The sequence below is a fragment of the Chengkuizengella axinellae genome (genome assembly GCF_030730905.1).
GTDB lineage: Bacteria > Bacillota > Bacilli > Paenibacillales > KCTC-33759 > Chengkuizengella > Chengkuizengella axinellae.
Genome location: NZ_JAVAMP010000008.1, coordinates 131566 through 155757 on the forward strand (window position 1 = coordinate 131566; position 24192 = coordinate 155757).

Consider the following 24192-nt stretch of genomic DNA (forward strand, 5'->3'; position numbering starts at 1 on the left):
TTTATAAAAGTATGTATATAAACTACATTGAAAAGAAGATCGTCGTTCAAACTAAATGATGTGGTTCTCAAACTTTCCCCACAAAAGAGATAATAACTACAAAAATATTTGCCCGTTACTGAAAGATCTGTGTCAGCCACATGGGAGTGATGTCCGATTTAACAGTCTTTTACTTTCGCGGGAAGTTTAAGGTTTAGTTTAGTTTTTATTAAATACAGTATGCCTTATTTTTAATTCATGATCTAAATATAAGCTTTCAGGAGCTTGTTTTTGCTCAATATATTGAAATAATAAAGAAGCTGATTTTTTTCCAATTTCATATATAGGTTGGGAAACGGTAGTTAGTCCTGGTGAAACCATACGAGAAAAATCAATATTGTCAAAACCAATCATTGAAATATGTTTAGGTATTTGAATCTCTCTTTTTTGTAAGAATGACATCGCACCTAAAGCCATTAAATCTGAAGCCGCAAACACCGCAGTAATCTCAGGCATTTGAGCATATAACTTACCCATCGCTTCATAACCACTATCAAAATCCAAATTTCCAAAGGTAACGGATTGAGCAGAAATAGGAAGGTTTGCTTCTTTAAGTGCTTCATAAAAACCATCATACCTAGGTTTACCAGCTATAGGGTCACTTAACGAACCACTGATCATCCCAATAGAAGTGTGACCGTTTCTAATTAAAAAATTAGTTGCATCATAACTAGCTTGCCAATCATTTATTTTAACAAAAGGTAAATTGTGATCTTCACTTCTTGTTGCTGCTAGTACAGCAGGCTTTTTTAATTCCTGAAAAGACTGATATACATAATCACTAATCGTAGCACTTGTGAAAATAACCCCGTCTATTTTTTTCTTTTTAAAATAAAGCATATATTCACGAAAACGTTCATCATCCTGCTCTGTATTACAAATAATCACATTATTTTTTTTCTTTCTTGCAACATCCTCAATCCCTCGCAGTAAAGAGGAAAAAAAGGGATTGGAAATATCAGGAATGATCGCAGCTATAGTCATAGTACGATTATCACGCAATCCTGACGCAAAAGGATTAGGTTCATAACCCAATTCCTTTATCGCTTGCAGTACTCTTTCTCGTTTTTCTACTCTAACTGCATTAGGATTATTCACCACCCTAGAAACAGTAGATATAGAGACATTTGCTCGATTAGCAACGTCATGTATTGTAGCTGTCAATGGTTGAACCTCCTATCCTAAATTTAAATGAACAAGGACAAAAATTCCTTTTTATAAAAATAAATCTTGTTTTCAGTGGAGTTTTTATATCTCCCGCTGAAAGTTAGATGACCTTATCAGGTGAAATTATGGCTGTTATTTCCCCTTGAAAGTCTTAAAGCATGAGAACTTGAAAAATCAAGTTTTAAAAATTTTCGAATAATTATCCTTTACAAGTATACGAAAAAAGTGTAATAATTAAAATGTTTCTAATTCATTTTAACTTTTTTTGAAAAGCTTTTCAAATTATTCATCATACACTTTCTAAAATAACTGGAGGAAACACATGAAAAAAACTTGGTGGAAGGAATCTGTAGTTTATCAAGTTTATTGGAGAAGTTTTTTTGACTCTGACGGTGACGGCTACGGTGACTTAAAGGGTCTCATACAAAAATTAGATTATATTCAGCATTTAGGTGTAGATGTGATCTGGCTAAATCCAGTTTATGATTCACCTGATGTTGATAATGGTTATGATATTAGCAATTATTTAGGGATTACTCCTCGAGCTGGTTCTATGGATATATGGGAGGAATTACTGTCAGAGGTTCATACTCGAGGTATGAAATTAATTATGGACTTGGTAGTTAATCATACTTCATCTTCTCATCCATGGTTTATAGAATCTCGTTCTTCCATAAATAATGAAAAACGAGATTGGTACATTTGGAAAGATGCTGTAGATGGAAAAGAACCGAATAATTGGAGGTCCTATTTCACCCCATCCGTATGGGAGTTAGATACTAGCACAAATCAATATTATATGCATTCTTTTGCTATCGAACAGCCTGATTTAAATTGGCAAAATCCTAATGTGCGTAATGCGATTTATGACATGATGAAATATTGGTTAGATAAAGGAATTGATGGCTTTAGAATGGATGTCATCAATCTACTTGTTAAACCTAAGGATTTTTCTAATGTTGAAAATCCTGAAAAGATTCATTATCTAGGAAACAACCCAGGTATTCATGAATACTTGCAGGAAATGCATGAAAAGGTTTTAAAGCATTATGATATTATGACTGTTGGAGAAATACCATTTGTCACCCCAGAAATGGGAAGAGAGTACGTAGCAGAAGAAAATAAAGAACTAGATACTTTATTTCATTTTCAAATTGCTGATGATATGCCGACGTGGGATTTGGTGAAATATAAAAAAATTCAAAAGGATTGGTATGAAGCATTAGTTAAATCAGGTTGGAACTCACAATTTTTGAATAACCATGACCACACTAGACAGGTAACACGTTACGGAAATGATGAACAATACCGTGAACAATCAGCAAAATTGCTAGCAACCATGCTTCATACACTACCTGGAATGCCTTACATCTTCCAAGGAGAAGAAATAGGTATGACCGGCGTTCATTACGATTCAATTGAAGAATATAATGATATAGCGATGATTAATAAATACGAAGAAGAAGTAAACAAGGGAAGGAATCCTAAAGAGGTGATCCAGTCTTTGAAACTTCTTAGCAGGGACAACTCTAGAACTCCGGTTCAATGGGACGATACAGAAAACGCTGGATTTACACAAGGAACTCCTTGGATAAAAGTAAATCCAAACTATACAAAAATTAATGTAAAAACTGCTTTAAAAGATCCTAATTCCATTTATTATTATTATCAAAAACTAATTGACTTACGTAAAAACAATGAAGTGATGGTTTATGGACAATACCACGATCTTCTACCAGAAGACACAAACCTCTATGTTTACACTAGAGTGTTAGACAATGAAAAATGGCTTGTCATTTTAAATCATTCAGATGAAAATAGGGTCTTACATTTCCCAGAACGATATAAAAACAATCGTTTTAAGCAAATCATAGGTAATTATGAAGATGCTGAATCACATTCAACTAAGGAAATAATGAACTTAAGACCCCACGAAGCTTTAATTTATCAAATGATATGATTGTATACATCGAGGCACTTCGACATTATATGCTATAAAAAACATTTCCATATGTCGATTATTCATTCTTATTATCTACTAGTGCGCTCGCCCGGGAAATAATAAAAGGCCAGCCATTAATGGTTGGTCTTTTTATAACTACCTCTAATGATAAGTTCGGCTACATCTTTGAGGCTCTGCTAGAAGTGATTGTTCAATTAAACTTTAAGTCATTTTTATCACGTTGAAATTATCGTCAATTAATAACCAGTTTTGAGGAAAAGCTAATCCAAGCTTCCAATAACTCATCCCTCTTAATTGTAATTCTTTTAATAAGTTGAATTTTGCTTGAATAGACCTTGCATCTTCGAACCAAACCTTGTGATCTTGCCCTTCGTCATCCTTATAATCAATAAATGGAGCTTGCTCGGTGTAATCATATTGAATAGGCACATTTCTTTCTCTAGCTAAACTTATTGCTGCTTGAGGACTTAATGCTTTTGCATAATCCCCCCCTGGTTCAAAAGGAAGAGTCCAATCATATCCATACAAATTTTGACCCATTAATATTTTATTTGAAGGAATTTCACTTATGGCGTACTCAAGAACTTTACGGACTTCAGTTATTGGTGATACAGGCATAGGTGGACCACCACTATATCCCCATTCATAACTCATGATGACAACAAAATCAACAATTTCACCATGCGCTTTATAATCATGAGCGGTGTACCAGGCACCTGTTTGTTCGGCACTTGTTTTCGGTGCTAATGCTGTGGAAATTAAAAACCCTTCTTGATGTATTCGGTCTGCAGCCTTCCTTAAAAATTGATTGTATGCTTCACGATCCTCCGGTCTTAAAAACTCAAAATCGAAATGAATATCCTTAAAATTTTGCTCTTTCGCTACTGAAATTATATTGTTAAGTAGGTTATCCTGTACGTCCTCATTATTTAAAATAATTTCACCTAACTCCGCACTAAACTGACCTTCTTCCAGATTTGATATCACCATCATTAAAGTAGCACCATCTTCAGCTGCAATAGATGCTAAATCATCTAATTGCGGAGGTGTTAAAGACCCATCTCTGTTAGCATGGTAGCTAAACGGGGCTAAGTATGTTAAATAAGGAGCAGATTCACGTGCTGCATTTTGCAATACTTCTGAAAATGCATCTCCACTAGGTTCAATATATGCATTAAATACACCCATGCTCTTAGGTTTCTGTGGAATGTATAATCGAAAACCAACTGGCAGTTCTCTTTCAATTGGCCATTCATTTGTTTGAGCTAAAGTATTTTGATTCATTCCAAACTTTTGTGCAATAGAAGACATGCTATCACCAGATTGAACCCAGTAATAACTTCCTTGGATAGGAATAACTAAAGACTGACCAATAACTAATGGGTCAGTTTCAGATACTTGATTTGCTGAAGCAATTTGATTTGGAGAAATACTGTATGTATTCGCTATGGAATTTAAAGAATCACCGCTTTCTACAACATGAATTTGCATCTTCCCTCTCCTTTCTATACGCAAATATTTGATTTTTACGTTTCATACTATGTATATGTGTCATAAAAAAGTTTAACTCAACATTTTTACATTAATTTACTAACATTAAAATTGTCACCTAACAATAACCAGTTTTGAGGGAATGATAACCCTAGCTTCCAATAACCCATCCCTGCTAAATTCAATTCTTTGATCAAATTAAATTTTGCTTGAATTGATCTTGCATCTTCAAACCATACTTCATGTTCATTCCCTAAATCATCAATATATTTAAAAAATGGTGCCTGTGCAACATCGTCAAATTGTATCGCTTCGTTTCTCTCTCTAGCCAAGTTAATTGCACCTTGAGGACTTAAAGCCTTAGCGAATTCGCCACCTGGTTCGTAAGGAAGAGTCCAATCATATCCATATAAGTTTTGTCCCATTATTATTTTATGAGCAGGTATCTCGCTTAGAGCATACTCAAGTACTTTTCTAACTTCATTTATAGGTGATACTGGCATAGGTGGACCAGCCCAGTTGCCCCAGTCATAAGTCATAATGAAAACATAATCAACTATTTCACCATGTGCTTTATAATCATGAGCGACATTCCAAAGCCCTGTTTGTTCTGCGCTTGTTTTGGGAGCTAGGGTAGTGGAAACTAGGAATCCTTCTTCATGCAAAACTTTTGTTGCATTTCTTAAAAATTGATTATAAGCTTCTCGATCCTCTGCCCTTATCAGTTCAAAATTAAAAACAATATGAGAAAAACCCAACTGTTTAGCAGTTAATACAATATTATTAATAAATGTATCTTGGAGTTCTTTATTATAAAAAATGTTTGATGCGATCTCTGGGCTAAATTGCGCACCTGATAAATTGGAAATGACCATCATTAATAATGCACCGTCTTCAGCAGCAATAGAACCTAAATCATCTAATGATGGAGGTGTTAAAGAACCACCTTCATTTACTTGGAAGCTATATGGAGCAATGTAAGTCAAGTATGGTGCTGCTTCTCTTGCTGCATTTTTTAAAACCTCTGAAACTCCATCTCTTGGTTCAATATATGCTTTAAAGGTCCCCATTCTTTTTGGTTGAGGTGGTATATATAAACGAAATCCGACAGGTAAAGGCCGTTCAATTGGCCACTGATTTATTTGAGACAACGCATTAAAGTTTAATCCAAATTTTTGAGCTATCGAATACAAATTATCTCTAGGCTTAACCCAGTAATAACTTCCTTGAATTGGAATAACCAAAGTCTGACCTACTACTAGGGTTTGATCTGCTTCAATTTGATTAGCTGCTGTAATTACATCTGGAGTTATTGTATACATGTTTGCAATAGAATATAGTGAATCGCCACTTTGAACAACATGAATTTGCATTTTTATTCTCCTTTCTATTTTTTATTGATTTGAAGATTTGAGATCTTCTTCACTTGATAAGCATCTTTTAATAAATCTTCTTTGATAATATTTAATTTAAGCAATCCATTAATTTTTGAAGTATCCGCCTTTGACATTAGTCTCCACAAACTGTCGTCAGGTAATGATTTATATAATTTATCATCGTCATACAATCTTCTTTCTTGAGGTACAACTTTCACTAGATAGCTTTCAAAATCCATCTCAGTTTCATCGATTTTATCCATAAAAGAGATAATATCATCTCGTAATAAAGATAACTCTTCTGATATTTGTTTTTGTTGATTTTTCAACTCAACATATTTTTTTATTTTTTCAATCACCATTTACCCCACCTTTAAAATCATTTATATTATGTATATGTGTTCATAAGGTGAAAAAGAATGATGATTAATCTTTTTAATAGTTTCATAGATTTATCTCATACAAGTACCTAAATAAGTCCCACCCATTAGTAAACTGTACTAGTTTACCTTTAAGTTTTAAATCAAGTTAAAAATAATTCAACTAGGAGAAGAATCAGCTTATGCATAACAACAAAGCTTTTCCGATACCGCTTTGGTTTATTTTAATGATCGGAATCATTGCGATATCTTTTTCATCGATTTTTATTCGATGGTCTGAGGCACCTGTTTCTATCATTGCTATGTACCGTTTATATATTACAAACCTTCTAATGCTGCCCTTCATAATGAAATATTGGCACGAATTGAAGAAGCTATCCAGTAAGGATTGGTTCTTTTTATCTTTATCTGGTCTTTTTTTAGGACTTCACTTTTTGTTTTGGATGGGATCCTTGCGATTCACATCTGTTGCAAATTCAACGGCAATTGTAGCACTAGAACCAATATTTGTGCTCATTGGTTCCTTTTTATTCTTTAAACAACGAACAAATTTTTTGGCTATTACTGGGATAATCATTGCTGTTCTTGGCGCAATTTTAATAGGTTGGGGAGACTTTGGTCTTTCAACCAAAGCAGTGCTTGGAGATATGTTAGCCTTGTTAGGAGCAATTACAGTAGCTATCCATATTCTAATAGGGAAACGTTTGTTAAGGAAAATGTCTAATTATGTGTACAGTTTTTTTGTATTTCTTACATCAGCTATGCTGTTAAATTTATATAATATAGTTCAAGGATATTCCTTCATTAAATACTCCTCCATGGAATGGGGAATTTTTATATTAATGGCTATTATTCCGACAGTGTTTGGGCATTTACTTTTCAACTGGTTATTAAAATATATGAATGCAACCACAGTTTCAATGTCTATATTAGGGGAACCATTAGGTGCAGCAATACTTGCTTATTTTCTTTTAAATGAACATATTTCATTTCATCAAGCTATTGCTGGATTTATCTTGTTGCTTGGAGTTTGGATATTTATTAAATTTAATCAGAAGCAATTGGACACCAAAACTCACTCTTGACTTGTTCAAATATGCAAAAATCCTGCCATTGTCTATTGAACAATACAGGATTTTGTTTTCACTTATTATTTTTTTACCATTGTAACATGAGGTATATTGGCATCTAAAAACTCACCAGACACGGTATGATAACCTTGTTTTTCATAAAATGGTTCTGCTTGTGTTTGTGCATTCAATTTAAATTGTTTTAACCCTATATCATGTCCAATCATCTCTAAATTATCCATGATCATTTTACCTAATCCATATTTACGGTGAGATTTCAATACACAAATGCGTTCAAGCTTGCCGTAACCATCTACTTCACGAATACGTCCAGTAGCAACTGGCTTCTTCTCATCATAAATAACAATGTGTTTAGCTTCGTTTTCAAATTCATCTATTTCAATTTCTTCAGGTACTTTTTGCTCAACTACAAAAACATCCATTCGTACTTTGTATGCATCTTTAAGCTCTTGTTCGGTACTAACTACTTTTACTTCCATCCTATCCCGTCTTCCTTTCAAGTAAAATATATATTCAATGATTATATCAATTTGTAAAGAGATTGACAAAGACGTTATAAATGATAACTAAAATTTGGAAGCAAAATCATTAGATTCGGCTGAACTTGATAGCTTTGAAGTTAACCTTCAACTAATGATCAGACGATTGAATAGCAATTACGTCTTTTACTAAGGTTACAAATTCCAATTCCTTTTCACCCCTGGCATTTTCTTCAGCTAGCTTTAAGACATCTAATAGTGAACTTTCTCTAGCCCAGTAACTGTCTCTTAAGATCTCTGCGAATTCTGCAACAGCTGCGAGAAATTTCAATTCGCGATATAGTTCACCCTCAATGGAAAGCATTTTTGATACTTCAATGATATCCTCCACTTCTGTGTCCCAAAATCTCAATTTAATAATCCCTATATCATCCAACTGGTTTTCTTTTACTTTAATTTCATATAATGCAGTCACAGAATGTCCTGCACCAATTTCTCCTCCATCAACACTATCATCTCGAAAATCTTCATCTCTAACATCCCGATTTTCATATCCAATCAATCGATACCGATCTACTTTTTCAGGATCAAATTCAACTTGTATCTTTACATCCTTAGCAATAGTCTGCAATGTGCCAGTTAATTCTTCTGTGAAAATACGTCTTGCTTCAGAGAATGAATCGATATATGAATAATTTCCATCTCCTTGATCTGCTAACTGTTCCATTAACACATCATTATAATTACCCATGCCAAACCCAAAAGTACTTAAAGTAATATCATTTCTAGCATATCTTTCTATCTCTTCTAAAATTCCTTCTGGACCTGTTTCTCCTACATTTGCTACACCATCTGAACATAGAATTACTCGATTTACTGCACCTGATTGAAAATGATCACTAGCTATTTCATATCCTAATACCAACCCTTCCTCAGCATTAGTTGAACCAGATGACTGTAATTGATCTATAGCCTCCAATATATAATTTTTATTTTTTATAGATGTAGGTTCGAGGATCGTTCTTGCATGTGAACCATATACAACAATACCTACCTGATCATTATCGTTTAATTGTTCAACAAGTAACTGTAAGCTTCTCTTTACAAGATCTAATCGATTTTCTTGTTCCATTGAACCAGAAACATCAATAACAAAAACAAGATTAGCAGGTTTACGATTCTCATCTGCAATTTCTTTCCCTTTAATGGCTACCCTCATTAAGTGATATCCCTCACCAAAAGGCGATTCACCTCCATCGACATGAATTCCAAATGGATTTCGTTTAGGTGCTTCTGAATCTGACTTGAAATAATTCACAAACTCCTCTACTCTCACAGCTTCAGGAGGAGGTAAAACTCCTCTTTGAATGTAATTTCTAGTTACAGTATAAGATCCTGTATCTACATCAATAGCGAATGTAGATAAAGGATCATCTTCAGTAGATATGAATGGATTGGTACCATATCCTTTGAAGTTCATATCCTCAATTTCTAATTGACTTGATGGAGATATGACTATATTTTCATTATTGTATAAACTATTACTTTCTTTTGATTCAATCACGAACGAAGTTTCCGACGAGCTAGGTGCCTCCATTATTGGCTCTGAAGATGACCCTTCTGCATCTTCACTTCCTGCTTGATCAGAAGCGGCAGTCTCTGTAGTCTCCCCTTCTTTTTTCATGTTTTTTTCAGACTGACTTGAACACCCAATGGCAGCAAAAATCAAAAACAAACTAAATACGATGAATCCTATTTTTCTCATATAAAATCCCCCTTTAAACCATAGACGGTCTGAAGGAGGAAAATGTTGTAACTTTTTATTTTTTTATTAAATTTCTTTCCCTTTATAGTCCTGCGCACGAAATCCTTGTCCAGTTGCATCTTCTTTATCCAATAACACAGGAATCAGCATACCTGGAAGAACACTATCTAAATCATTTTCAGCGTCTGGACCGCCTAAATCTGTTTTAATCCACCCAGGATCGATGTAACTCACTTTTATATCTGAATCTTTAAGTTCAAAGGAAAGATCTTTCGTATATTTGTCTACTGCTGCCTTTGAAACACTATATGCCACTAAATGAGGCTGATCTTGAATACCCGAGCTGACATTTACGATACGACCATATCCTTTTTCTTTCATGGCAGGAGCAAATGCATTGCATAAGAATGTTAAGCTGTAAACATTTACCTGCATAATCTCATGCCAATCTTCCATTGTATACTCGAAAATAGGTTTATATATATTACTCAGACCAGCATTATTATATAAAATATCAACATGACCTATTGCTTCGACTTGCTGAACAATTTGATTTACGCCTTCAAGAGTAGATAATTCGCCTTCTACTGAATAAACCTTTACTCCCTTAGATACAAGTAATTTTTTCGTATGTAACGTATTTTCATTTTTTCTTCCGTGGAGAATGACATCGCATCCTCTATCTGCTAATCCCTCTGCAACCTTTGCACCAATACCACGGCTTGAACCCGTCACTAATGCCAACTGACCATCTAATCTTTTCAATGTTCATCCCTCCAATTTTCAAAACTCATTGTATCATAAAGCTTATCTCCTTTTCTATTATATAGTTTATGTAATCGTTGAAGAAACTGTAAAAAAACACAATCACTTCAACTCTCTATTACTTCTAATTCTTTGTGTGATGACTTTCAATGAACGGCGAGTCTATGTTGCTGCTGATTCTTCCCTTTTTGTTTGTTTCTGAGATCTATCGGGCATGGTCCAAATCTTAAAGTAGTAACCCATAAACAAGTAGAAATGATGATTTGCCCAGGATCTTCATCCCCAACAACGAGACCTTCTCCTACGGCAGTAACTGTAATTTCGGTATTACCGTTTATACAAACCAAATCATTTATTTTAAACTTGCTCGTAATTGGATCCTCAATACATGAGCACTCCCCTTTTACACTTTTTCTTATAGGTTTTACCAGATCTGCTGGCGGTTTAGATGTCGTAGGTATGCAAACTGGAGTAATAACACCATTATCGTTTGTCGTTCCAGTTACAATAAAATTTTCGACAGATGTGATTACTACAAACAGTCCATCTAAATCAGTAACAATGAAAACCTCTTCACTTATTATCTTTTAAAGCACCTGACGCTACCATATCCACATAGGTCGATCATAATATACCACTTCCATGTGATACACAGTCGTTATTTTAAAGAGGCAGAATGTTTAACTTCTGTAAAATGCCAAGGAAAGAACTGGATCAGGATAATCCCCACAGTTAACAAATACATTGCAATAGTACCGTTAGGATAAGCGTGAGATTGAAATACAATTGTTGCAATTCCTATTAATATTACACCTATTCGATTATAACCCTTCAAATAAAGAGCAATCGTTGCAGAAATTCCTGCAATGAGCCAAGATAGTACCGCAATTTTTACAATCAATCCCCCTCCTGGAACCTGAATTTGAAATAAAGTAATAAAGAGATCATTTAAGACTTCGTTTTGATCCAAGTCTGGGTTTGAATTCATAAAATGAAATAGTATTCCAGTCGAAATTCCTGCCACTGAGTCTAAGGCTGTATAAAACACTATGAAGAACCATAATCCAATTTTACTGATAATAGAAGCAACATTTTTGATATTTTCTAATAAAAAGAAGACAGATAATGCAAGTAATCCAAACAAAGGGAGCTGTAATAAATGTAATATCAACCACCAATTAGCTTTCTCATGAGAGGACACCATCTCATTAAAATCCACATGATGAGGGTGCCAAATTTCCAAAGTACCTAAAAACAAAGGACCGCCTATCATAATGATTAACTTCCAATATCTTTTTAGTATCATTTTGAATCTCATTCCTCTCTTTTATCTCCATTACATCCAATCATATCATGATAAAAATCCATATTATGTAATCTGGATTACATAATAATAAATTCATTCCTCCTATAATTGAATTAATTAACTAAAGGAGGTTTTTTTTATGTCTGAAGAAACAAAAAAATTCAATTTAAAAGCAGGTATTATAGCAAGTTTAGTTGGTGGACTTATCATGTCTATCATGTTAGGAATGATGGGATCTTTCCCTGGGATCGCATCTATGGTAGGAAGTGACTCTGCCATTGTAGGTTTTATAGTTCATTTAGTCATTAGTGCAATTTTTGGTATTGGTTTTGCATACTTTATTGGGTTTATAAAACAACCAATAGTGGCAGGATTGATCTTTGGGGTTATTATTTGGGTTATAGGACCATTAATTATTATGCCTCTATTAATGGGAGATGCAGGAGCTTGTGGTAGTGTTTGTGGAAGCGTTTGCGGTAGTACAACCGAACCATGTGGAAATGCTTGTGGAGGAGGTTCCTCTTCTGGAATGTGGTTGAGCTTGGTGAGTCATGTGATTTACGGAGTAGTTACTGGGGTTGCTTATAAACTGCTGCAGCCAAAATAATAATGATAATTTTACATTTAGTAGAAATATTATATATCTAAAGTAAAGTTAAATTATCTTATGTATTCATTGAAGTGACTATGTGATTATAGTCACTTCAATGATCATTTCTTACGTATTATTTTGAGGCAGTATTGTGTTTAACTCTTGTACAACTGGCATCTGTGAACTTGATGATGAGCTTGTTATGATCCAAAAAACACTATTACAAGTAGATGCAATAAATGAATCATTAATTACTACAACACCTTCTCCCACGTTTGTAACGATACCAGTTATCAGACCCGACATATTCACTAATTCATTTACATTGAATTTATTTGTAGCTGCATTTTCAATACAAGCACAATTTCCTTTTGCATTTTGTTTGTTAGGTTTTAATGTAATTGGTCTTGGTGTTTGTGTAGTAAAAAATAAAATTTGATTTATAGGAAAGCAAATAAAATTATCACCGTTCATTCCGGTTAGATTGAAGTCTTGTACAGAGACATTATCTACAGGTAATGCTACTCCTCCAATAAGGTCAATAGTCGTAACTACTAATATCGATTCACCCTCAAACTGTTTTAAAGCACATTGCATTGGACATACACAACAATCACAAAGGTTTTCCTGGAAAACTCCCATAGGGATCACTCCTTTCAATTTATTTTTCAATTTCAATAATCTAATATGTTTCTAAAACGAAAATGGTATGGATAATTGCACTCAGATTTGTAAATTCTACGTATGACTTTGTCTAAATTGTTTTTAAATTTTCAATTCCTTCTATTTGTGGAACATTTTTTATTTGAGTTTTGTACGTCTGCTTCTGAAACAGCTGCAGGATTCCCAAATTCTATAGTCTGAACCCCAAACTCCTTAGAACTATTTTGAAATATATTCGCTATATATCTTATGATGTATGTTAGTTTTTGGAGTGGACGTTTGTACTCTGGAGTGCAATTTCCGCTTCTATCACAAATTAACTTTCAAAGTTATAGATCTGCAACTCAATCATCTGTTCGGTACATTTTCCACAAAAAACACTCCATTACAAGTAGAAATAATGAACTGCTGCGACACTTCATTTTCTACGATAACAATACCTTCACCAACTTGGGTTATAGTTCCTGAAATAAGATCATTAAACCCACTACCTATATTGACATTATCATTTATTTTTTTTGTTAATTTGTTTGTAAGTGAATCTTCAATACATGCACAATCTCCCTTTACATTTTTCCTAATCGATTTTAAAGTTACTAGCTTTGACTCTTCTGGCAAAAAACTTAAAATTTGACTGATAGGAACACAAATTGGGATGCCCGAATCAGGATCACTACCTATTACGTTAAAATCTTTTACTGAAGATATCATTACTCTTACCTGTGTGAATAAAGTCCGTATCACCACATTCTCTCGAATAAATTGTTGTAAAACACATTGCATTGGACATACACAACAATCACATATATTTTCTTGAAAAACTCCCATCAAACTCCCTCCTTCTTATTCAAATTTTCTTAAATTAATTCTAGTCTAGTTAATAAACTATCGACTCTTAATTGTTATAGCCTTTTAACTGTTGAATTCACTTGTGAATTCATAACCGACTGTACCAACTGAATACCAGTACACGTCGATACAATATTTTGACTCCCATCATCATTACTAACTAATACAACAACTCCTTCTCCTACAGCCGTGACTGTAAAAGAACTGGCACCAATTCCTATATCTACCGTATCATTTACTTTAAGTTTATTAGTCACTGCCTCTTCTAAACAAACGCAATCTCCTTTATTATTTTTTTTGTTAGGAATTAAATTGATAGGTTTAGGATTCATAGGAATAAAACCAAGCATTTTACTAATCGGTACACAAATCGGTGTAGGCGGTTCATTACTTTGGTTTGTGCCAATGATGTTAAATTTCTCGACAGCGTCTATTTTTACGATAAGCGTACCATTAATAAAAGTAAGTATTGTGTTTACCGTTACTTCTTCTCCAATGAATTGTTTTAATACATGTTGCATAGGACAGAAACAACAATTACAAATATTTTCTTCAAAGCTTCCCATTTAGATTTCTCCTCTCTTTATGACTTAGATAACTTTATTTTGAAACCACATTTGAAACCGTTCCTATATTATCTACAAAGATAACTCCATTACAGGTCGATACAATGTTTTGACCCGCTTCATTATTTAATATTACAACTCCTTCTCCTACAGCCCTTACAACACCTTGTAAACGACCCACATTAACTGTTTCATTGATTTTAAACTTGCTGGTAATTGAATCTTCCAAACATGTACAAGTACCTTTGATATTTCTTTGAATTGGTTTTAGATTGATTTGTTTTGATTGAACAGGATTGAAATAAAGAATTTTACTAACTGGGATAATAATTTCTTCCCCGTTTGCCGAAGTACCCATGACAATAAAATCCTCTACAGTGAAAATGTTTACAACTAATGGAGAGATATTCCCAAAAAGAGTAAATATATTTACTTCTTCTTGTATAAATTCTTTTAAAGCACACTGCATCGGACAAAAACAACAATCACATATACTTTCCTGAAAAAATCTCATAAAGCTTCCCTCCTTTGAAATCATTTAAAAAGTCATTTATTGTTATCATATGTTTTATGTAGGTGATGGACTGGACGTTTGTACTCAATACGTAAAATCAGTTTATGACCTAGTTTTAATGCAATTTATCAAAAAACACTTTACAAAGAAAAGAAATTATTGTATATTGATTTAGAAATTACTTACTAAATTTAAGGAGGAATGTTTTATGACAATCAAATTACGAGTTTATACGTTAATTGCATTGAATAATACACAACCCTCCATTAATGATACGTTGATCAATTAGTTCAATAACCTTCAATTGATTACTGTACCGTGGGTTGTGTATGTAACCCACGGTTTTTTAATAGTTAGATATGTATATTTGCTTATCTACTACAAAGACCGTTTATACGGTCTTTTTTATTTCCCAAAAAATAACAGTATATATTAATTGGAGGATTTTACATTGAATTTAAACAAATTAGGTTGGAACGATCATTTTGAACATACATTTTTACCATATAAAGAAAATCAATTTATAGTTGGACGAGTAGCCTTGGAACACAAACGTTTGTACCGAGTGTATACGGAAAATGGAGAATGTTTAGCAGAAGTATCAGGTAAATTTAGATTTGAAGCTATTTCACGAGAAGATTATCCTGCTGTAGGGGATTGGGTTGTCCTTCAACAAATGGAAGGAGAAAACAAAGCGATTATCCATGCTGTTTTACCACGCAAAAGTAAATTTTCTAGAAAAGTAGCTGGATCTACAATAGAAGAACAAATCATTGCAGCCAATGTAGATACTGTCTTTATCGTTATTTCTTTAAATGATGATTTTAATATGAGAAGAATTGAACGATATTTAATCATGGTTTGGGAAAGTGGAGCAAGTTCTGTCATTATATTAAGCAAAGCAGATTTGTGTGAAGATGTTGATGAGAAAGTATCTCAAGTTGAAACAGTTGCTATAAGTGTACCGATTTGCGTGATTAGTTCAGTAGAAAAAACAGGAATTGAACAGCTCGCTCCTTATATGAATGCAGGTGATACCATTACACTTACTGGATCATCTGGTGTTGGAAAATCGACTTTGGTCAATTTGTTAATGGAGAAAGAAGTACAAGAAATTCAAGAAATACGACATGATGATAAAGGGAAACACACAACAACGTATCGAGAGTTGTTTTTATTGCCAAATGATGTGATCATGGTGGATACACCTGGTATGAGAGAATTTCAGCTTTGGGAAGCAGACGATAGCTTAGATCATACTTTCTCAGATATTGATCAGTTAGCTAATGAGTGTTATTTTAAGGACTGTTCTCACAACAACGAACCAAAGTGCGCAGTTAAAAGCGCAATCGAGAATGGAACGCTAGAAGAAAATAGATATGAAAGTTATTTAAAACTGAAGAAAGAACTTGCCTTTTTAGAAAGAAAAAATGATAAAAAAGCACAAAAGCTTGAAAGAGACAAATGGAAAAAAATAGCTGGAGATCGTACAAGAATGCATCGTCCATAAATTAGTATAATCTTGATAACATCGATACTGATTTAAATAGTGGATCACAAGGAAAAGCATAGAAAGAGTTTTTTAACAAAATTATGTTGAAAGGAGCTCTACAATAGAACTCCTTTCTCATTAAATTATTTAATTCTCACTTTAATATCTCCTTTGATGACTGATGGAAAATCAGTCAACGTAAACGTTAGCGGATTAGTATATTCCATTTTGGGAATGTCAACGAATAATTCGTCATTAAGTTCACCATTTCTAGAATATCCTATGTAATCGATGCTATACTCTACTCCACTTGCATCTATAAAATGATTCTGTAAATTTGCGTGAATTGATTTAGATAATGCTAATGATTCATCTCTAGTAACATTAAACTCCAATCTTAACAATTCTCCAAATCTTTATTTATGATAAGTGATATATTTTCATTTGAGGTGGTTCCTAAATCATTTTGGGATAAATCCACATTAAATTGCAGTTCATTTTTATTCATCGCACGAATTGTAGATAATTCGATGTACATTTCTTCAGGATGATCAAAGTAATTACTTTCTAAATAAACAAGTTGTTCTGTATCATTCAGCTGTTTACCAATAAAACCACTAGATACAGTCTCCCAGACATTTCCTTCATGGTCAGAGATTCTTAAATCTTCAAATCCAAAAATCTCTTTTGAATTATTTTCATCAATACTGATCAATAATTCAGAGCGTATTGGATAAATCGTTAAATCATGAAATGATAGTGATTGTCCTTCTATTTGCACAGTTTTATTGATTGAATAAAATCTACTTTTATTTTGAAACTTTTTTTTATCTACTTTAAATGGAATTGACCAGGTGCTCTCTAATTCTTTTGTATCTGAAAAGGTATTTCCAGCCTCTAATTTTAACTTCAAGATCATATCTTCGGGCTTATTTTCATCAAAAAAGTAAAAATCAATTCGATCATATATGATATTGGATTGTTCTTCATTATTCACGGGAGAATTATATGTGCTGCCAGCACCATAGATTTCACCATTTATTTTTAGTAATTCTACTGATTTAGAATACACCCTTTTAAAATCCCTTACACCCTCCATCGAATACAAAACGATCATTTTAGCTTCATCTACAATCACTGATTCTACTGTAATTTTAATCCCTTCATGTTCGTCTGATTGTTCAATGATTTGAATAAAATCATGTTCAACTGCATTCATTAGTCCCTGATCTGTATTGATTAGGTTCATTAATTCACTGCTACTAAAGTCATTCTTCATAAACATTGGAGACTTCCATAATATGATAGTTATCATTGTTATTATAATTAGCAGCCCGATCATTACTATTAATGTTTTATTATGCAAAGTCCCACTTCTTCTTTCTTTATCCATACTCTCCCACCTTTTTCTATCTATACATTATACTTCATAGAAATGAATTAGTAGCGTACTTTAATTCGAACATCCCCATTTATTGTTGAAGGGAACCCAGTAAAAGTAAAGGTCAAAGGATAAGTATACTGTTGTTTTGGTATCTCTATTATGTACTCTTCTCCTGACGATTCTTTTATGTTACCACTGTTCAAATCCACTTTAAATTCCAAATTGTTTTTATCAAGCGCTCTTATGGAAGAGAATTCAAAATATAATGCATCCGTTTTTTCAAAATAACTGCTTTCTAAATAAAAAAGGATCTCTGGATCACTTCCTGATGAGGTAAGGTCGTGTGGTCCACCCCCCCCATCTATTTCCATTGTCATCTACAATATATAAATCATCAAAACCAAAGATTTGTTTTGTATTATTATTTTCAAAGGACACTAGAAGCTCAGACCGTGTGGGATAAATCGTTAGATATTAATTCATCATATTTAAATTCTCCATCAGTTTTTACAAATACAGAAGGTTTCCATAAATATAAAATGATGGGCACTACGAAAAGAACGATGATAAATGTAAATACCCATTTTATTTTATTCTTTTCTTTGAACTTTTTTAACTCTCCAAGTTCAACTTCTCATCCATCTTATTTCCATTATTCATGTTTATCCACCTCTTCCCGATAGACAATAATATCAAATTTGTTTATGCGTAGAAATATATTACAAAAAAAGACTATCCAACGAATGGATAACCTTTTTAAACTTATTTTATTTGTATGCGAGTATTTTCTATAAGTCTCTGTGGGTAATCCCAGAGTGAAAAAGTAAGTGGTCCAGTATATTCGTCTTTCGGTAAATGTAGGGTGATCTCAAATATATCATTTTCAAGACTACTCATTGAAGTTTGTCTAAATGAATATGTATTATTTATATCGTGATATTTATTATAAAAACCCCCTATATGGTGGTTTTTATAGAATGCATCATGTTTTATATGAAAACCTAATTGTAATTCATTTTCTTTTTCATTTACAAATTTCAGTGAAATATTTTCATCTGGAGCGCTGAGAATCTTTTGTTGCTGCAAATCCACTTGCACCTCTAATTTATCTTTGTCTAGTGCTCGTATGGAATGAAATTCGATATATAATTCTTCATATTCATCAAAATAATTACTTTCAAAATAAATGACCTCCGCATACTCACCTAAACCTGATGACCCTTTTGTACCCCACTTATTCCCATTTTGATCTACAACATATAATTCGTCGAATCCGAATATTTCTTTTGAGTTATTATCATCATATTTCACTTTTAATTCTGAACGTGTTGGATATATCGAAATATCTTCAAATGTAATTAACTGACCTTCAATATCAAAAGTTTGATTAATAGTATATATTTGTTTCGCATCTTGATATAACGTTTTATCTACTTGAAATGGGACAGACCATGTATAAGGGAGTTTTTCTTCTACATCCTCATCAATGACAGTGAATCCTACATTTAGTACAAATTCATCTTCAGGTCTGTCTTCACTAAAAAGAAATGTAATATAATTGCTTCCTACAGATTCAATTTCGTTGAAACCACTTCTAGAAATACCAGTACGATACTGCTCACCATCAGACTTCAATAAATCTATTCCGCTTAACTTCATACGATTCATATTTTCTAAACTAGATATACTATAAAACACAATCATCATAGATTCATCCATAACTACTGAGTCTACTGTAAAAGTGATACCTTGATGTTGGTCAGATTGATCAACATATTGAATAAAATCATGTTCTAATGCAGCTAATAAACCTTTATCGTATTGAACTAATTCACTAATTCCAGATTTATATTCTTCATATTTTACATCTGTTGAAATCTTCCAAATAAACAGGATAACAACAATTAAAATCAACATAATAACGAACCCTAATTTAAACAGCAATCGTTTTTTACTTTTACCTTTACTCACTTGTATATCTTTTAGTCTTTCATCTTTTTCTAGTACTTCATTCTGTATAGTATCCTCGTATTCCATACTCCCACCTCTTTTACATTAATATTATACAATGAATTTACCAAATAGTTGCGACGGAACAAGTATAAACCAATTGAACATGCAAAAAAAGATCATCCAAAATTGTAGATAATCTAAGTTTAACAAAGATAATCTTGAACTTGTTACCAGTGGGAATTTTTATACCTCCCACTGATAGTTTGATGACCTTTTCGGGTTTTTATTTGATTTTTATAACAACATCTTTATAGATTGTTGTTGGATAATCTACGATTCTTAACTTTATAGGATTCATATATTCTTGTTGAGGAATATGAATTTCCTTCGTCTTTGCACCCTTCCTGTAAGTGTACCCTTGAATTTGATACTCATTTTGCATTCCGTCTGTAAAGTCTGAATCAATTTCTAGTAAATCTCTTTGATGCTCATCTCGCATTAAAAAAACCAAGGATAAGTATTTCTTTATTTTGCTATTATAAAAATCAGACTCATACTCACCTATCATAAACAAAGAAATATGATCATCAGGAGCACTGATTAATGCTCTTTTATCAAGATCAATCACTAAATCTACTTTGTCCTTATTTACAGCTCTGACTGAAGAAAAAGCTACATACATTTCTTCCGGATCTTCAAAATAACTACTTTCCAAGTAAACGATAGCTTCTGATTCTTTAAAAAGATATGGACTATTATCTGACTCAATTGGAAACCATTCATTATCTTTGTTGTCAGAAATACGTAAATCATTGAATCCTGAGATTTTTTTTGTATTATTTTTATCAAAAGTCAGCTTTAATTCTGTACGTGTTGGATAAATGAAAATGGAATCAAACGTGATACGTTGTCCCTCAATTTCTACAGTTTCATGAATTGCTATTAATTTTTTATCATATTCAAACAAATTCTTATCCACGCTAAATTCTATACTTATCGTATCAGAAAAACCATATACATTTTTATTCCATCCTGTTGTATCTAAATCAACTTTGAATATAAAATCATCTGGAATATTATCTTTTAAATAAAATTCAACCTTTCCACTCACTGAATTGTCAATACCTGTATTAAAATCAAGAACGCTCCCATTTCCATATGCATATTTTTGATTATCAAGTGTATTCAATTGTGTATGAGCATAAACTCTATTGTAATGTTTAATATTTTCCACTGTATAAAATAAAACCATCTTTTCTTCATCAACTATCACTTGGTCAATAGTCACTGTTACATCATCATACTTACCTGATTCCCCTACAGATTGAACAAAACCGTGATCAATTGCAGATTTAAGACCTTTGTCATTATAAATGAACTCCACCACCTTTGAAAAACCAGGAATGTTATTCAGATACATTGCAAATGACGGTGACACTCTTATTGAACCTACTAATATAAATAAAAGCATGCTAGCTGTGATGATGGATATCATAAATCGTCTCTTAATTTTGCTCTTATTATTCGCTTTAGAAATCCCTCTTTTTATATACAAATCAATATCTTCAGGTATTGGCAGGTCTTTGTATTGTTCTTTTAAACCATTAAATAACTTTTCTTCTTGATCAGGCATCAAATGAACCCCCTTCCCTTTTCATTTGTTTCCTCAATAATTTCAAAGATTTATTTAACCAGGTTTTCACTGTTCCTTCTGGACTTTCAACCACCGCTGCTATTTGAGGGATTGTTAAATCGTGCACGTATTTTAGTTTGATGACTTCTTGATATTTTGGATCTAATAAATTCACCATTTTTTCCAAATCTACTTTTGTGAGGATTTCAGTCTCATTTTGTTCAAAAGATATTTCTATTTCTTTTACTTCAGCTCGTTTTTTTCTTTTTAATTCATCGTTACAATAATTGAGCAATATACGAATGAGCCAAGTAGAAAAATATTGTGGACTCTTTAACTTTTTAATTTTGATAAAAGCTCGACATGTCACTTCCTGAACAGCTTCAAGCGCATCTTGTTCATTTTTAAAATAAGAGAATGCTATTTTATATAATTGAAATTTATGTATTGAAATTAATTCATAAAAGGCATCATGATCTTTTTTTTGAGCCTTCCTCACAAGTTGTTCTATCTTCAACATTCTCCCTCCCTCACTGTTTTTGTATTCATTAGACGAATAAGTACAATAAAAGGTTTTAGTTTTTTTAAAAATATAAGTTATTAGAAAATTGTAACATGTGAACAACATGTGAACTATTTAAATATTCAACTATTAATATTTGCTGATAAGTAAAAAGGCACCTATCATATAGGTACCTTTTAAAATTCATTCATTTTTTATTTATTTTATTTTAATGAGAAAATCCTCATTAATCGTCGTAGGAAAATCTTTAATCTTAAATGTGATAGGGTTCTCATATTCTTGTTTTAATATCTCGATTGAATAAAAATCAGTAATATCTCGATTCAATAAATGAAACTCAGAAAGCCTTTCTGAATATCTATCAAAATTTTCATCCATCATGATAGTATAATCACTAATTGATTTATGATAGGGCCCGCTAGTTCCAAAAGCCCGAATTGTAAACTCTTCTCCATCTCCATCAGAAAAACGCCAATCAAACAAATCTGAAAATCTCATATTATTCATATTTTCAACCTTAAAGTACAGCGAATGATACTTCGTTATTTCTTCAGATGAATTCTCTAAAGTACTTTCACTGACTTCAATCAATGAGATTTGTTGAACAGGACCATCTAATACTGTTTTATTAGTAAGATCTATTGTCAAATCTAAGTCCTCTTTTTCAAGGGCTCTAATTGATGAGAATTCAATAAAAAGTTCTTCAGGATTTTCAAAATAACTACTTTCTAGATAAAGAACTCCGTTTGTTTCATCAAGATCATAATAACTATTTTTATCCGTTTGAATCCATTTATTTCCTTCACCATCTAAGATCTGCAAATCATTAAAGCCAAATATTTTCTTTGAATTATTAGGATCAAATCTCACATTTATTACGGAACCTGTAGGATAAATTTCTAATTCATCAAAAGTAATCATTTGATTCTCTATTTCTACGGTCTTGTGTATTTGAATCATCTCTTTTTCTTTTTCAAACTTCCCATCTACTAAATAAATCGGTAAAGAATAAGTTGACACTTCATTATACCATTCTGGTCCAGATGTATATTGATAAACTTGAGCTTGTAAATTAAATTCTTTCGGTAGTTCCCCCTCTAATTTGTAATCAATGCGACCATTTAATGTAGTTTGGCCCTTTTCACTTTGAGGTATTATAGCATAAATTCTACTAGCATCGATTTTTTCTCCATCTATAGATAGTAACTCCGTTTCCCTTACTGTCACTTGATCAGAACGATCAATATTATTTATTGTAAAAAATATAATTAAATTCGATTCATCCTTCATAACTTGATCAACAGTAAAACTCATACCATCCTTCTCATCCTTTGTGTCTACAGACTGAATATAACCATGATCTACTGCCGATTGAAGGCCTTTATCGTAATTAATAATTTCAATAACTTTGGATAACCCTGGTATATTATTCATATACATTGCAAACGTTGGTGATACTCTAATAGAACCCACAAATATTAAAATTAATATACTTGCTGTTAGTGCTGACATTGTAAATACTAGTTTTGTCTTTCTTTTTTTATTTCGTTTTTGAATCCCAGCATTTATAGCAAAATCTATATGACTTGGAATGGGTATCTCTTCATAACGATCTTTCATCTTACTTAGCAATTTCTCTTCTTGCTCGTACATGTGATATACCTCCTTCGCTTTCTAATTGTTTTCTAATTAGTTTCAAAGATTTATACAACCACGTTTTTACAGTTCCTTCTGGATATTGCACAACCTCTGAAATCTGAGAGATAGTAAGATCATTTACATACTTTAACTTAATAATTTGTTGATATTTTGGATCTAGAGAATCAATCAAATCGTCAAACTCTAATTCAGCCAGTAAATGTTCATCCATTGTTGCAGCTTTATCACGTTCAATCATTTTCATTTCTTGTTTGTTTCTCCTATTCATTTCGTCAGTACAATAATTCAACATAATTCGAATCAACCATGTAGAAAAATATTGAGGTTCCTGCACTTTTTTAATTTTAAAATAAGCACGGTAAGTCACTTCTTGTAATGCATCTAAAGCGTCCTGCTCATTTTTAAAATAAGAATATGCCACTTTGTACAGCTGATTTTTATGTATGGAAATCAATTCATAGAAGGCTTCATCGTTTTGTTTTTGTGCCTGTTTCACAAGCTGATCCAGTTCCAAACTTATCACTCCTCTCTTTTTATGTTTC

At 32.6% G+C, this 24192-nt stretch carries 26 protein-coding genes; 5 read left to right on the forward strand and 21 right to left on the reverse strand.

Translation table 11 applies throughout. The annotated features are described in order from the left end of the window. Positions 1-198: 198 nt before the first annotated feature. Positions 199-1203, reverse strand: coding sequence for a LacI family DNA-binding transcriptional regulator (locus Q5Y73_RS15700; RefSeq protein WP_305992860.1), 1005 nt, complete (start codon positions 1201-1203; stop codon positions 199-201). Positions 1204-1528: 325 nt separating this feature from the next. Between Q5Y73_RS15700 and Q5Y73_RS15705 the strand changes: the two genes are divergently transcribed. Beyond that, positions 1529-3166, forward strand: a complete 1638-nt coding sequence (locus Q5Y73_RS15705) for a glycoside hydrolase family 13 protein (RefSeq protein WP_305992861.1) — start codon at positions 1529-1531, stop codon at positions 3164-3166. A 204-nt stretch (positions 3167-3370) separates the two neighbouring features. Here Q5Y73_RS15705 and Q5Y73_RS15710 read toward each other — a convergent pair whose 3' ends face one another. The 3 genes from Q5Y73_RS15710 to Q5Y73_RS15720 form a co-directional block, all read right to left on the reverse strand. Further along, positions 3371-4660 (reverse strand): glycoside hydrolase family 18 protein, encoded by a 1290-nt coding sequence (locus Q5Y73_RS15710; protein ID WP_305992862.1) that lies wholly within the window; start codon positions 4658-4660, stop codon positions 3371-3373. An 86-nt stretch (positions 4661-4746) separates the two neighbouring features. Next, positions 4747-6033, reverse strand: coding sequence for a glycoside hydrolase family 18 protein (locus tag Q5Y73_RS15715; RefSeq protein ID WP_305992863.1), 1287 nt, complete (start codon positions 6031-6033; stop codon positions 4747-4749). A gap of 14 nt (positions 6034-6047) precedes the next feature. After that, the gene (locus Q5Y73_RS15720) at positions 6048-6395 is read right to left on the reverse strand and encodes a hypothetical protein (protein WP_305992864.1); all 348 of its coding nucleotides are present in this window, start codon (positions 6393-6395) and stop codon (positions 6048-6050) included. Between the two features lie 203 nt (positions 6396-6598). Here Q5Y73_RS15720 and Q5Y73_RS15725 point away from each other — a divergent pair, with 203 nt between their 5' ends. Further along, positions 6599-7501 (forward strand): DMT family transporter, encoded by a 903-nt coding sequence (locus tag Q5Y73_RS15725; protein ID WP_305992865.1) that lies wholly within the window; start codon positions 6599-6601, stop codon positions 7499-7501. 65 nt (positions 7502-7566) lie between these two features. On the opposite strand, the gene Q5Y73_RS15730 is transcribed toward Q5Y73_RS15725, so the two are convergent. From Q5Y73_RS15730 to Q5Y73_RS15740, 3 genes are all read right to left on the reverse strand, one after another. Further along, a complete protein-coding gene (locus tag Q5Y73_RS15730) occupies positions 7567-7986 on the reverse strand; it encodes a GNAT family N-acetyltransferase (protein WP_305992866.1) in 420 nt (139 codons plus the stop codon). Positions 7987-8137: 151 nt separating this feature from the next. Continuing rightward, positions 8138-9751: a vWA domain-containing protein gene (locus Q5Y73_RS15735; protein ID WP_305992867.1), complete on the reverse strand. Its 1614-nt coding sequence runs from the start codon at positions 9749-9751 to the stop codon at positions 8138-8140. Positions 9752-9817: 66 nt separating this feature from the next. Then, complete coding sequence (locus tag Q5Y73_RS15740) at positions 9818-10516, reverse strand: SDR family NAD(P)-dependent oxidoreductase (protein WP_305992868.1); 699 nt, start codon at positions 10514-10516, stop codon at positions 9818-9820. A 255-nt stretch (positions 10517-10771) separates the two neighbouring features. Between Q5Y73_RS15740 and Q5Y73_RS15745 the strand changes: the two genes are divergently transcribed. Further along, positions 10772-11107, forward strand: coding sequence for a hypothetical protein (locus Q5Y73_RS15745; RefSeq protein ID WP_305992869.1), 336 nt, complete (start codon positions 10772-10774; stop codon positions 11105-11107). A 67-nt stretch (positions 11108-11174) separates the two neighbouring features. Here Q5Y73_RS15745 and Q5Y73_RS15750 read toward each other — a convergent pair whose 3' ends face one another. Beyond that, positions 11175-11834: a hypothetical protein gene (locus Q5Y73_RS15750; protein ID WP_305992870.1), complete on the reverse strand. Its 660-nt coding sequence runs from the start codon at positions 11832-11834 to the stop codon at positions 11175-11177. A 127-nt stretch (positions 11835-11961) separates the two neighbouring features. Between Q5Y73_RS15750 and Q5Y73_RS15755 the strand changes: the two genes are divergently transcribed. Beyond that, positions 11962-12429, forward strand: coding sequence for a hypothetical protein (locus tag Q5Y73_RS15755; protein ID WP_305992871.1), 468 nt, complete (start codon positions 11962-11964; stop codon positions 12427-12429). A gap of 111 nt (positions 12430-12540) precedes the next feature. On the opposite strand, the gene Q5Y73_RS15760 is transcribed toward Q5Y73_RS15755, so the two are convergent. From Q5Y73_RS15760 to Q5Y73_RS15775, 4 genes are all read right to left on the reverse strand, one after another. Beyond that, positions 12541-13056, reverse strand: a complete 516-nt coding sequence (locus Q5Y73_RS15760) for a hypothetical protein (protein ID WP_305992872.1) — start codon at positions 13054-13056, stop codon at positions 12541-12543. Positions 13057-13425: 369 nt separating this feature from the next. Further along, entirely contained in the window at positions 13426-13905 is a 480-nt protein-coding gene (locus Q5Y73_RS15765) for a hypothetical protein (protein WP_305992873.1), read from the reverse strand. Positions 13906-13979: 74 nt separating this feature from the next. Continuing rightward, positions 13980-14492: a hypothetical protein gene (locus Q5Y73_RS15770; RefSeq protein WP_305992874.1), complete on the reverse strand. Its 513-nt coding sequence runs from the start codon at positions 14490-14492 to the stop codon at positions 13980-13982. 34 nt (positions 14493-14526) lie between these two features. Further along, positions 14527-15006 carry a hypothetical protein gene (locus tag Q5Y73_RS15775; protein ID WP_305992875.1) on the reverse strand — a complete coding sequence of 160 codons (480 nt, stop codon included), beginning with the start codon at positions 15004-15006 and terminating at the stop codon, positions 14527-14529. Between the two features lie 451 nt (positions 15007-15457). Here Q5Y73_RS15775 and rsgA point away from each other — a divergent pair, with 451 nt between their 5' ends. Beyond that, a complete protein-coding gene (gene rsgA, locus Q5Y73_RS15780) occupies positions 15458-16516 on the forward strand; it encodes a ribosome small subunit-dependent GTPase A (RefSeq protein ID WP_305992876.1) in 1059 nt (352 codons plus the stop codon). 125 nt (positions 16517-16641) lie between these two features. Here rsgA and Q5Y73_RS15785 read toward each other — a convergent pair whose 3' ends face one another. The 9 genes from Q5Y73_RS15785 to Q5Y73_RS15820 all read right to left on the reverse strand — a co-directional run bounded on the left by Q5Y73_RS15785 (position 16642) and on the right by Q5Y73_RS15820 (position 24164). Beyond that, on the reverse strand, positions 16642-16893 hold the full coding sequence (locus Q5Y73_RS15785) for a hypothetical protein (RefSeq protein WP_305992877.1): 252 nt from the start codon (positions 16891-16893) through the stop codon (positions 16642-16644). A 2-nt stretch (positions 16894-16895) separates the two neighbouring features. Further along, entirely contained in the window at positions 16896-17891 is a 996-nt protein-coding gene (locus Q5Y73_RS15790) for a DUF4179 domain-containing protein (RefSeq protein ID WP_305992878.1), read from the reverse strand. Positions 17892-17938: 47 nt separating this feature from the next. Further along, complete coding sequence (locus Q5Y73_RS15795) at positions 17939-18253, reverse strand: hypothetical protein (RefSeq protein WP_305992879.1); 315 nt, start codon at positions 18251-18253, stop codon at positions 17939-17941. Further along, complete coding sequence (locus tag Q5Y73_RS24895; protein ID WP_371320222.1) at positions 18201-18320, reverse strand: hypothetical protein; 120 nt, start codon at positions 18318-18320, stop codon at positions 18201-18203. The genes Q5Y73_RS15795 and Q5Y73_RS24895 overlap by 53 nt, the downstream gene beginning before the upstream one ends. A 324-nt stretch (positions 18321-18644) precedes the next feature. Then, a complete protein-coding gene (locus Q5Y73_RS15800; RefSeq protein WP_305992880.1) occupies positions 18645-19919 on the reverse strand; it encodes a DUF4179 domain-containing protein in 1275 nt (424 codons plus the stop codon). A gap of 199 nt (positions 19920-20118) precedes the next feature. Then, a complete protein-coding gene (locus Q5Y73_RS15805; RefSeq protein WP_305992881.1) occupies positions 20119-21468 on the reverse strand; it encodes a DUF4179 domain-containing protein in 1350 nt (449 codons plus the stop codon). Further along, positions 21461-21985 carry a sigma-70 family RNA polymerase sigma factor gene (locus tag Q5Y73_RS15810; protein WP_305992882.1) on the reverse strand — a complete coding sequence of 175 codons (525 nt, stop codon included), beginning with the start codon at positions 21983-21985 and terminating at the stop codon, positions 21461-21463. Before Q5Y73_RS15810 ends, Q5Y73_RS15805 begins: the two co-directional genes overlap by 8 nt. A gap of 204 nt (positions 21986-22189) precedes the next feature. Continuing rightward, complete coding sequence (locus tag Q5Y73_RS15815; RefSeq protein WP_305992883.1) at positions 22190-23644, reverse strand: DUF4179 domain-containing protein; 1455 nt, start codon at positions 23642-23644, stop codon at positions 22190-22192. After that, positions 23613-24164, reverse strand: a complete 552-nt coding sequence (locus tag Q5Y73_RS15820; RefSeq protein ID WP_305992884.1) for a sigma-70 family RNA polymerase sigma factor — start codon at positions 24162-24164, stop codon at positions 23613-23615. The genes Q5Y73_RS15815 and Q5Y73_RS15820 overlap by 32 nt, the downstream gene beginning before the upstream one ends. Between the last annotated feature and the right edge of the window lie 28 nt (positions 24165-24192).

Excerpts from the sequence above, each read along its gene's own strand:
- Q5Y73_RS15705 (WP_305992861.1), top strand. The coding sequence starts at position 1,529 with ATGAAAAAAACTTGGTGGAAGGAATCTGTAGTTTATCAAGTTTATTGG.
- Q5Y73_RS15710 (WP_305992862.1), bottom strand. The coding sequence starts at position 4,660 with ATGCAAATTCATGTTGTAGAAAGCGGTGATTCTTTAAATTCCATAGCG.
- Q5Y73_RS15715 (WP_305992863.1), bottom strand. The coding sequence starts at position 6,033 with ATGCAAATTCATGTTGTTCAAAGTGGCGATTCACTATATTCTATTGCA.
- Q5Y73_RS15725 (WP_305992865.1), top strand. The coding sequence starts at position 6,599 with ATGCATAACAACAAAGCTTTTCCGATACCGCTTTGGTTTATTTTAATG.
- Q5Y73_RS15730 (WP_305992866.1), bottom strand. The coding sequence starts at position 7,986 with ATGGAAGTAAAAGTAGTTAGTACCGAACAAGAGCTTAAAGATGCATAC.
- Q5Y73_RS15735 (WP_305992867.1), bottom strand. The coding sequence starts at position 9,751 with ATGAGAAAAATAGGATTCATCGTATTTAGTTTGTTTTTGATTTTTGCT.
- Q5Y73_RS15745 (WP_305992869.1), top strand. The coding sequence starts at position 10,772 with ATGATGATTTGCCCAGGATCTTCATCCCCAACAACGAGACCTTCTCCT.
- Q5Y73_RS15750 (WP_305992870.1), bottom strand. The coding sequence starts at position 11,834 with ATGAGATTCAAAATGATACTAAAAAGATATTGGAAGTTAATCATTATG.
- Q5Y73_RS15755 (WP_305992871.1), top strand. The coding sequence starts at position 11,962 with ATGTCTGAAGAAACAAAAAAATTCAATTTAAAAGCAGGTATTATAGCA.
- Q5Y73_RS15760 (WP_305992872.1), bottom strand. The coding sequence starts at position 13,056 with ATGGGAGTTTTCCAGGAAAACCTTTGTGATTGTTGTGTATGTCCAATG.
- Q5Y73_RS15765 (WP_305992873.1), bottom strand. The coding sequence starts at position 13,905 with ATGGGAGTTTTTCAAGAAAATATATGTGATTGTTGTGTATGTCCAATG.
- Q5Y73_RS15770 (WP_305992874.1), bottom strand. The coding sequence starts at position 14,492 with ATGGGAAGCTTTGAAGAAAATATTTGTAATTGTTGTTTCTGTCCTATG.
- Q5Y73_RS15775 (WP_305992875.1), bottom strand. The coding sequence starts at position 15,006 with ATGAGATTTTTTCAGGAAAGTATATGTGATTGTTGTTTTTGTCCGATG.
- Q5Y73_RS15790 (WP_305992878.1), bottom strand. The coding sequence starts at position 17,891 with ATGGATAAAGAAAGAAGAAGTGGGACTTTGCATAATAAAACATTAATA.
- Q5Y73_RS15795 (WP_305992879.1), bottom strand. The coding sequence starts at position 18,253 with ATGGAAATAGATGGGGGGGGTGGACCACACGACCTTACCTCATCAGGA.
- Q5Y73_RS15800 (WP_305992880.1), bottom strand. The coding sequence starts at position 19,919 with ATGGAATACGAGGATACTATACAGAATGAAGTACTAGAAAAAGATGAA.
- Q5Y73_RS15805 (WP_305992881.1), bottom strand. The coding sequence starts at position 21,468 with ATGCCTGATCAAGAAGAAAAGTTATTTAATGGTTTAAAAGAACAATAC.
- Q5Y73_RS15815 (WP_305992883.1), bottom strand. The coding sequence starts at position 23,644 with ATGTACGAGCAAGAAGAGAAATTGCTAAGTAAGATGAAAGATCGTTAT.